Annotated in this window: 6 protein-coding genes; 3 read left to right on the top strand and 3 right to left on the bottom strand. The window is 38.9% G+C overall.

Annotation, left to right across the window (positions count from 1 at the left end; all coding sequences use genetic code 11):
* Positions 1 to 110 precede the first annotated feature (110 nt).
* Positions 111 to 860 carry a hypothetical protein gene (locus tag Q0954_RS31550; protein WP_299465174.1) on the bottom strand — a complete coding sequence of 250 codons (750 nt, stop codon included), beginning with the start codon at positions 858 to 860 and terminating at the stop codon, positions 111 to 113.
* Between the two features lie 1,402 nt (positions 861 to 2,262).
* On the opposite strand from Q0954_RS31550, the gene Q0954_RS31545 reads away from it, so the two are divergent.
* Complete coding sequence (locus tag Q0954_RS31545) at positions 2,263 to 3,807, top strand: tetratricopeptide repeat protein (protein ID WP_299465171.1); 1,545 nt, start codon at positions 2,263 to 2,265, stop codon at positions 3,805 to 3,807.
* Positions 3,808 to 3,906: 99 nt separating this feature from the next.
* On the opposite strand, the gene Q0954_RS31540 is transcribed toward Q0954_RS31545, so the two are convergent.
* Both Q0954_RS31540 and Q0954_RS31535 read right to left on the bottom strand, forming a co-directional pair.
* Entirely contained in the window at positions 3,907 to 4,107 is a 201-nt protein-coding gene (locus Q0954_RS31540; protein ID WP_299465168.1) for a histone H1, read from the bottom strand.
* 55 nt (positions 4,108 to 4,162) lie between these two features.
* Positions 4,163 to 5,416 (bottom strand): pyridoxal phosphate-dependent aminotransferase family protein, encoded by a 1,254-nt coding sequence (locus Q0954_RS31535; RefSeq protein ID WP_299465165.1) that lies wholly within the window; start codon positions 5,414 to 5,416, stop codon positions 4,163 to 4,165.
* A gap of 606 nt (positions 5,417 to 6,022) precedes the next feature.
* Between Q0954_RS31535 and accC the strand changes: the two genes are divergently transcribed.
* Both accC and Q0954_RS31525 read left to right on the top strand, forming a co-directional pair.
* Complete coding sequence (gene accC, locus Q0954_RS31530) at positions 6,023 to 7,552, top strand: acetyl-CoA carboxylase biotin carboxylase subunit (protein ID WP_299465162.1); 1,530 nt, start codon at positions 6,023 to 6,025, stop codon at positions 7,550 to 7,552.
* A gap of 25 nt (positions 7,553 to 7,577) precedes the next feature.
* Positions 7,578 to 8,090, top strand: coding sequence for a tetratricopeptide repeat protein (locus tag Q0954_RS31525; RefSeq protein WP_299465160.1), 513 nt, complete (start codon positions 7,578 to 7,580; stop codon positions 8,088 to 8,090).
* The last annotated feature ends 359 nt before the right edge of the window (positions 8,091 to 8,449 follow it).

Below are 8,449 nucleotides of genomic sequence, written 5' to 3'. Positions count from 1 at the left end.
CCTCCATCCGTTAACGTGAACCATTGGGTTATGCGTTGGGTGAGAATCCCCTTTGCTTTAGCTTGGGGAGTAGTCAATAAGACCAGAGTTGTTGGGTTAAAATTAGCCATTCATTGAATGTAACTGGTTTGCCGATAATGACGGCGGGTAAAACGATAGGTAATAAGCGTTACCACCGTGAGACTAAAAAAAATAGTAAGTACCTGACCCAGGATTCCTTCTAAAAACCAGTGACAACCCAAGGCACACAATATAATGAAAGAAAGCATCAGCAAGCATTTTGTGTGATTGTTTTGAGGACAGTGGTCAGAAACCTGAATCTCTACTTGTTGTTGTGCTTTGTTGTGTAAAGCTGCACTAAAGAAAATGCTTTGAGCTTCTTGTGGATTTAGGTTATATTTTTTTTGAAGTTTTTGCTGAATGGTATGGGGTGACATTAGCTGCTTACGCCAGATTTGTACCTGTCGGTGAATTTGTGAAGAGTGTGCAGCAATATTTTTAACCTTGTTAACTTGTTCATTTTTAGAGTCTTGAAAATAAATGGCTTGTTGGAGAATTTCTTCTGCTTGAGTTTTTTCAACTCCTTTAGCGATTAATTGTTCAATGATTTGGTGGTGAGACTGCCCATTCTCCAGCCAGTCTTGAATCCATTCATATAAACTTAGGAGTTCAGGGGGCTCTTCGGGCGAAGCAAGCAAGGTTTTGGCGTGTTGTACTATTTCGTTAGCAGTAGTTTTTCGAATGTTTTCTAGTGCAATAAGCTCTCCTACAATACGGGTTTCACGCGATCCCTCAGTAATTTTGTGCATGGCATAATTGGTAGCTCTGGCATGCAAAGGAGAATTAGTAAGCTGTTTCATTGTGGTATAAGTGAAAAATGTGCTACTGGTTAAATTTTAGGTTAGTGTATACATAGTCCAAGGCTTTTTATGTATAAAAGGGCAACCTAACTAGTACCTTATCCTCTAAGTAAATGCACTATTTATTTTGGATGAAATTTGTTCTCTGACGAACTTCAAAAATTGAGCATAGCCATAGCTACGCGATATTTTTTAAGTAAAGTCAGGAGGCGAATATCGCCGAAATAATGTATCAGGTATTTAGAGGTTGAGGTACTAGTACCTTAAATACTGGTTCGCTTAATAAAAGTCATGTTTAGGGCTTTTAGGAATGGTGTAAAAATAAATTTCTATAGTAACGCTAAAATATTTTGTTGCTAGACGCGGCACGGCAATATCCAGTGGATATTGAGCGAGCTTGCGGGATGGCCGGCTAATAGCATCGCTATTCGGCTATTTTTTAACAAAGTATAGCCTCAAAAGATGAGGTTAAGAATGCGTATTTATTTTGGTACCATTCCTTAGGCGGACCATTAAAAAAATCAATGGTATCATATCTTGATTTTCAAACTGCTGGCTTTCAGTACGTTGTTGACAGTATGTACTTACGTAATAACTATCGTCTATCGACTGAATACTTCTAACTACACTTTTTGTAAATAGCTGAAAATCAGTGTAATACAAGAGCGTGGTTACTTGTGGAACAGGGTGTAGCTTGCGACTTGTCGCTTGAAGCTTGCCCCTGTCGGGGCTATGGACTATTAGCATAGCTACTCTTAAAATGTACTGTTTTTTATGTTTGCGTACATTATGTTTATACTTCTTTGAAGTACTTATTTTGGAAAAGTTGGTGCAAAAATATAATATTTTTTTTATTAATCCTATATAGTACAAAATCTACTCAAGTTATCAGTATAGATAAAGCTTAACTAACGCTTAGAAAACCAATACAGTTGATACAAATGTGACACTTGTATGGTTTTGATAATCAGTTGTTTATATTGGAGGGAGGTGTGTAATGAGCATTTACTCTTGCCAATCGTAGATACAGTTCTACAAATAATAAATAGCACTTTAATTTATACAATTATTTTATTACAGCGTGGTGGCGAGCTTGTAAGTGATAGGTGATTTTTTTTTACTAAAAATATAAATAGTGTGTGAGTTTTGAGCTACAATTGCATATCTTGAAATATCAAAATAAAATACAGTGGCAAACTTCAACACCTCCGAACTTAAATAAATACCTGACTTGGGCAATTCATTACTAAAACAAATAAGGGGTGCAACAAGGTCACTTATAAATTTTCTATATTAGAACACGATATTGAACAGGACAACGAAACAAACAGCGTATATTTAACCTCAGTTAGTGCCTGTTTATGTGCAAAAGATTGGCAAACAATCTGTAACTTTTATAAGAATGGAATATCTACCAAAATTATATCATTATTTGCTTTGTAGCTTATTGGTATTAAGCATAACTTCTTATGCTCAAGTGACAGAACTCCGTACACTGGACGATAGAACCAAGACCCAACAACAGTTGTTGCAAACCCAGCAGAAGACAATTTCTGACCAGCAAAAGATGATTTATGATTTGAGAGACAAGCTTGCCCACCAAGAGACCGCCATCAAAGTACTTGAGTCGGAACAAAAAGCTAAAGAAGATTCACTATATCAGCAAATTCACTGGAATATCAATGCTTTGAAGATCATCGCCGGGTTTATAGTAGTAGGTATTATACTATTGATATGGCAACGCAACTTCTTGGGAAGGCATTTGCTGGGAGTATGGATAGAAGAAAACTTTAAAGAGTCTATTCGCTATTACCTCAAAGATATGATACAGCGCAAAGTGCGTGACCGTGATGTCAGGGAGATTGTACGGGAAAAGGGTGAAGCAGCAGTGGCGGCTACAGTTACCAAGTATATCAAAGAAACCGATATAGCCGATATTATTCATAAAAATGCCCGCCCTGAGATAGACCGCCTTATCAAGGTAGTAAACGAAGAAGTAGCCGAAAACCTGAAAGGCAAAGTACCCACCTGGGAACAAGATTTTGCCCACTACTTAGAGTTGGGCGCACGCCTGGCAGATAAAACCCAGGTTTTAAACGAAACTTTGACTTTTCCGGCAGAAACAAAGCTGGAAATACAAGAATATAAAAAGGTATTGTTAAAACTAAAAAATGCGCCCGACTACACCCCCGAAGATTGGTACCTGAAAGGAATAGAAGAGTATGAAACCGGGCATTTGAAAGATGCCAGAGAGTCTTTTAATGAAGTGTTGCACCTCAATGCCGAAGATACCAATGCAATGTTGTTCAAAGGGGCCACCCACAGCGATAACGCAGAGTATAAATCAGCCATTAAAATTTTTAATCAAGCCCTTACCTTGGAGCCTCAAAATAAAATAGCTTTGATACTGCACGCCAATACAGCGTTTAAAATGAAGAAATATGACAAAGCCATTGAAAACTATGACCAAATACAAGACTTAGACGCTGACTATGCCTATAGCTATTATGGCAAAGGAAACGCTTATAAAGAAAAGGGAGACTATCAACTAGCCATTGAAAACTACCGGGTGGCCATCGAAAAAGATGATGATTTTGCCTTGGCTTATTTATCTATAACTGAGCTATTGATTGTATCAGAAAACTATGAAGAAGCCCACGGGTATCTTAGTAAATTGAGCGAGTTTGCAGACCTTAAAATCCGAGATCAAATACTTGCCAAATACTTTGAACTTATCATTAAAAAAATACGCCATTTGGGTACCACACAATCAGAGGCAGACTTTGAAGAGTTGCTACTCAACGAAATAGATGTGTATTGGGATATGAGCAAAATAGATAAGTGGCTTACTATTACTCAGCTTGATAAAGACGATTTGTTGTTTATTACCAACAAAACCAAGGTAATGAAAAAACGCATTAAACAAGGAGAAGTAGTAGAGTCTTGATTTTGAAAAGTAGCATAAGCTTATCTTAAAAAACAAAACCCCTGCATATTCTGAATACACAAGGGCTAAGCTTTTGGATAACATTATAAGCAACTAAGACTATTTTTTAGCAGTTTCAGCGGCTTTGTTTTTGATATCCTGAACCTCAGTACGAATTTCCTGAGCAAGTACTTTTAAGTCTTGCATTTTCTTACGTACACGAGTACCAGCTGCTTGGTTGTCCTTCTCATAGAATTTAGAAAAGTCTTCTTTTACCTCGTCCAAGAGCGCTTGTACATCATTATAACGATTCTTACTCATAGAATTAATTAATAAAAGTTTATGATTAATAACTGTTGATTACTCAAGCAACACCCTACACCAATACTTCTTTCAAAGTAGGCATAGGTTTGTTGTATTTTCCAGCCTGAAGATTTTTAGCAATATCTTCAAATGCTGCCAGTGTTTTTTCTACATCGTCTATTGTATGTGCCGCAGTAGGTATAATGCGAAGCATGATCACATCTTTAGGTACCACCGGAAACACCACAATAGAACAAAATATATTATAGTTGGTTCTCAAGTCAATTACAATATGCCCTGCCTCATTGGTACCTCCTTTAAGAAATACAGGTGTTACAGGCGATTGAGTTTGACCTATGTTGAAACCCTTTGCTTTTAATCCATTTTGGAGTGTAGTGACTACATTCCATAAGTTTTCGCGTAGCTCAGGCTGTGAGCGAAGCATTTCTAAACGTTTGATAGCGCCTATGGTGATAGGCATTGGCAGCGATTTGGCAAAAATCTGAGAACGCATGTTATAACGCAAATAACGGCATACCTCTTTTGTAGAAGACACAAACGCTCCGATAGTAGCCATAGACTTGGCAAAAGTAGAGAAGTAAACGTCAATTTCGTCTTGTACGCCTAGTGCTTCGCCAGTACCTGCACCGGTAGAACCCATTGTTCCAAAGCCGTGTGCATCGTCTACCAACAAACGGAAATTGTGTTTCTTTTTGAGAGCTACAATTTCCTGAAGGCTACCGAGGCTACCCGCCATACCAAACACTCCTTCGGTAATCACTAAAATAGCTCCTCCAGTTTCCTCTACTACTTTTTGAGCACGCTCAAGTTGTTTTTCCAGGTTTTCGATGTTGTTGTGTGGGTACACAAATCGTTTACCCAAATGCATACGCAAACCGTCAATGATACAAGCATGAGACTGTGAATCATACACGACAACGTCTTTGCGGTCAATCAAGGCATCAATAATAGAGATAACCCCCTGATAACCGAAGTTAAGCAATACAGTATCTTCTTTCTTTACAAATTCAGATAGTTGTACTTCAAGTTGTTCGTGTAAGTTACTGTTACCCGACATCATCCGCGAACCCATTGGATAAGCCATACCCCACTCAGCGCTGGCTTCCGCATCTACTTTTCTTACTTCAGGATGGTTTGCCAAACCCAAGTAGTTGTTTAAACTCCAGGTAAGCACTTCTTTGCCTTGAAAGGTCATCCACGGTTTTATTTCACCTTCCAGCTTAGGGTAAGTAAAATATCCATGCCATTCGTCTGCGTGTGCTCCAAGGGGTCCTTGATCGGCTAATATCTTTTCAAATAAGTCCACAGTACTATTTGGTTTTAATTAAAATAAATAATCCAAAGGTGTTGGTTTCAGTTGTTTTTAGTTTTATTATCAATAGTTCGTTTGAAGCAAAGCATTTTTCAATGCTTTGAAAATATTGCAATCATCAAAATTATTGGATGTAATGGGTAACTTAAATGCATTTGATAACATCACAACTAAACAACCAACTTGATTAAAGCAGCCCCTTTTATACTTGAAAGGCACATGCTCTAAAAAGCACGCAAAGTTATTGTTAATATATTGGATTGCAAAGCATAAATGCCCTAATTTATACTGAATGAAGGGTTTTTGTATCTTTTTTTGACCAAAAGTCAGGTGCAATGTGAAAAAATAACTTAAATATTTTTAATCCTGCTTGATAAATCTCTAATTTGAAAAAGCAAAAATATGCTATGTAAATGGTATGATGTATTGCTTTATTTTGCAGATGTAATTTAATATTGGCAGGTATTTTAGCGCACAAATATCAGGCGTTGATACAAGCGTTTCAAGAGATAAAAAACACGCGATATTGCTTAAAAGCTTATATTGGTTACTCGATACAATTGTTAGTTTTAGACACAAAAATATTAAAATATACCACCATTGAATAACTCAAATCACACCGCTGGAATAAAAAAAATACTGGTAGCCAACCGAGGCGAAATTGCTTTAAGAGTGATGCGATCTGCCCGCGAAATGGGGATTAAAACTGTAGCCATTTTTAGCGAAGCCGACCGAAATGCATTGCACGTAAAGTATGCCGATGAAGCTGTTTGTGTAGGTCCCCCTCCCTCGGCAGCATCTTACCTTCAGATAGACAAGATTATTGAGGTTTGTAAAAAGCTGAACGTAGATGCCATACACCCTGGCTATGGTTTTTTGTCCGAAAACGCCACCTTTGCCCGCAGAGTTACCGAAGCCGGTATCATATTTATAGGGCCGTCACCCGAAGCTATAGAAGTAATGGGTAGCAAACTCGCAGCTAAAGAGGCAGTGTCAAAGTATGACATTCCAATGGTGCCTGGCACCCCCAAAGCCATTACCGACATTGAAGCTGCCAAGGTAAAAGCCAAAGAAATAGGGTATCCTATTTTGATAAAAGCAAGTGCCGGAGGTGGAGGAAAAGGAATGAGAGTGGTAGAAAATCCGGCAGATTTTGAAGAGCAAATGAACCGGGCTGTGAGCGAAGCAGTATCGGCGTTTGGCGATGGTGCTGTATTTATCGAAAAATACATTACCTCGCCCAAGCATATCGAGATACAGGTATTAGGAGACACCCAAGGCAACGTGATCCATTTGTTTGAGCGCGAATGCTCTATTCAGCGTCGCCACCAAAAAGTAATAGAAGAAGCTCCTTCAGCAGTAGTAACCCCTGAAATACGCAAAGCCATGGGCGAAGCCGCAGTAAATGTGGCAAAGGCTTGTAACTATTATGGAGCAGGTACGGTAGAATTTATTGCCGACGAACACCTCAATTTCTACTTTTTAGAAATGAACACCCGTTTGCAAGTAGAGCACCCTGTAACCGAGCAAATCACAGGAATAGACTTGGTGAAAGAGCAAATTAAAATAGCCGAAGGCAAGGCTTTGTCGCTCAAACAAGAAGACTTGAGCATTCAGGGGCATTCTATAGAAGTAAGGGTATATGCCGAAGATCCCAAGAATAATTTCTTGCCTGATATTGGCAAACTTACTACTTACAAAAGACCCCAGGGTGCCGGAGTAAGGGTAGACGATGGCTTTGAGCAAGGAATGGACATTCCTATTTATTATGACCCAATGATAGCCAAGTTGGTGACTTATGGCAAAGACCGGGCACAGGCTATAGAACGTATGATCAGGGCTATAGAAGAGTATCAGATTGTGGGCATCGAAACCACCTTAAGCTTTTGCCACTTTGTGTTGCAACACGAAGCATTTACTTCGGGGAAATTTGATACAAATTTTGTGAACAAACACTTTTCTCCCGAATTACTGGATCAAAACAACTTATCAATACAAGAACAAGAAGAAGAGGCAAAAGTAGCGGCGGCTATGGTCAATTTTCTGTTAAATGATAAAAAAGCCAATGAACAGCCTGTAGCAGGTAATGGTACAGCTACGCAAAGTAACTGGCGACGAAACCGAGTTTAAACCTAATTAAAACGCATACCTTAGTATGGATACAAACGATAATATACTACAACTGGAAAAATTATTTGTAGAAGCAGACCAAGACATTAAAGATGGTTTGATTTCAGAGGCTTTTGATAAACTAGTGTATATCATTGAGCAAGAAACCGAGTATGGCAAGGCATACAATCACTTGGGGTGGATTTATGAAACCAAGTATAAAAACTACGCAAAAGCCGAGGAATGTTACCGTTTGTCGCTGAAGTACGCGCCTGACTATAGTGCGGTATATCTCAACTATGCCATTTTGTTATCTACTTTAGAGCGTTTCGATGAACTGAAAAAGCACCTTGAAAACGCGCTCACGGTAAGAGGAGTGAATAAGTCGAAAATCTGGAATGAGTATGGTATCATGAAAGAACTCAAAGGCGAATACGACGAAGCCATTGACGCTTACAAAAAAAGTATTCAGTTTTCATTGATCAATGATGACATAGACCGTTACCAAAAGTCTATGGATCGTTGCAAACGCAAACAAGGCATTATGCAAGGCGAATAACATTGACTATCCCAACTTTTCAAGCGTCTGCTTTTACTCAAAGGCAGGCGTTTGTTTATGTCCAATCAATATTTTCTCTAGTGTAGCGAAGGCTCCCGACTATTGTCTTCTAGCTTATGGCTATAATGTTGAATTTGCTTAGTTGGGCACGCGCGAGGACGACGCGCGCCATCTTCAAAACTTCCAGCCAAACAAGACTAATGGAAACAGCATTAGACTCCCGACTCCTGACTACTAACTCTCAACTAATAGACTTGCCGCTAAAAGCTTGAGGCTGTAGAAGCTCCCGACTATTGTCTTCTAGCTTATGGCTATAATGTTGAATTTGCTTAGTTGGGCACGCGCGAGGACGACGCGCG

It is taken from the genome of uncultured Microscilla sp. (genome assembly GCF_947493425.1).
Lineage (GTDB): Bacteria > Bacteroidota > Bacteroidia > Cytophagales > Microscillaceae > Microscilla.
The sequence above is the reverse complement of the archived record's forward strand: the minus strand, read 5'-3'. Positions and strand labels throughout refer to the sequence as shown.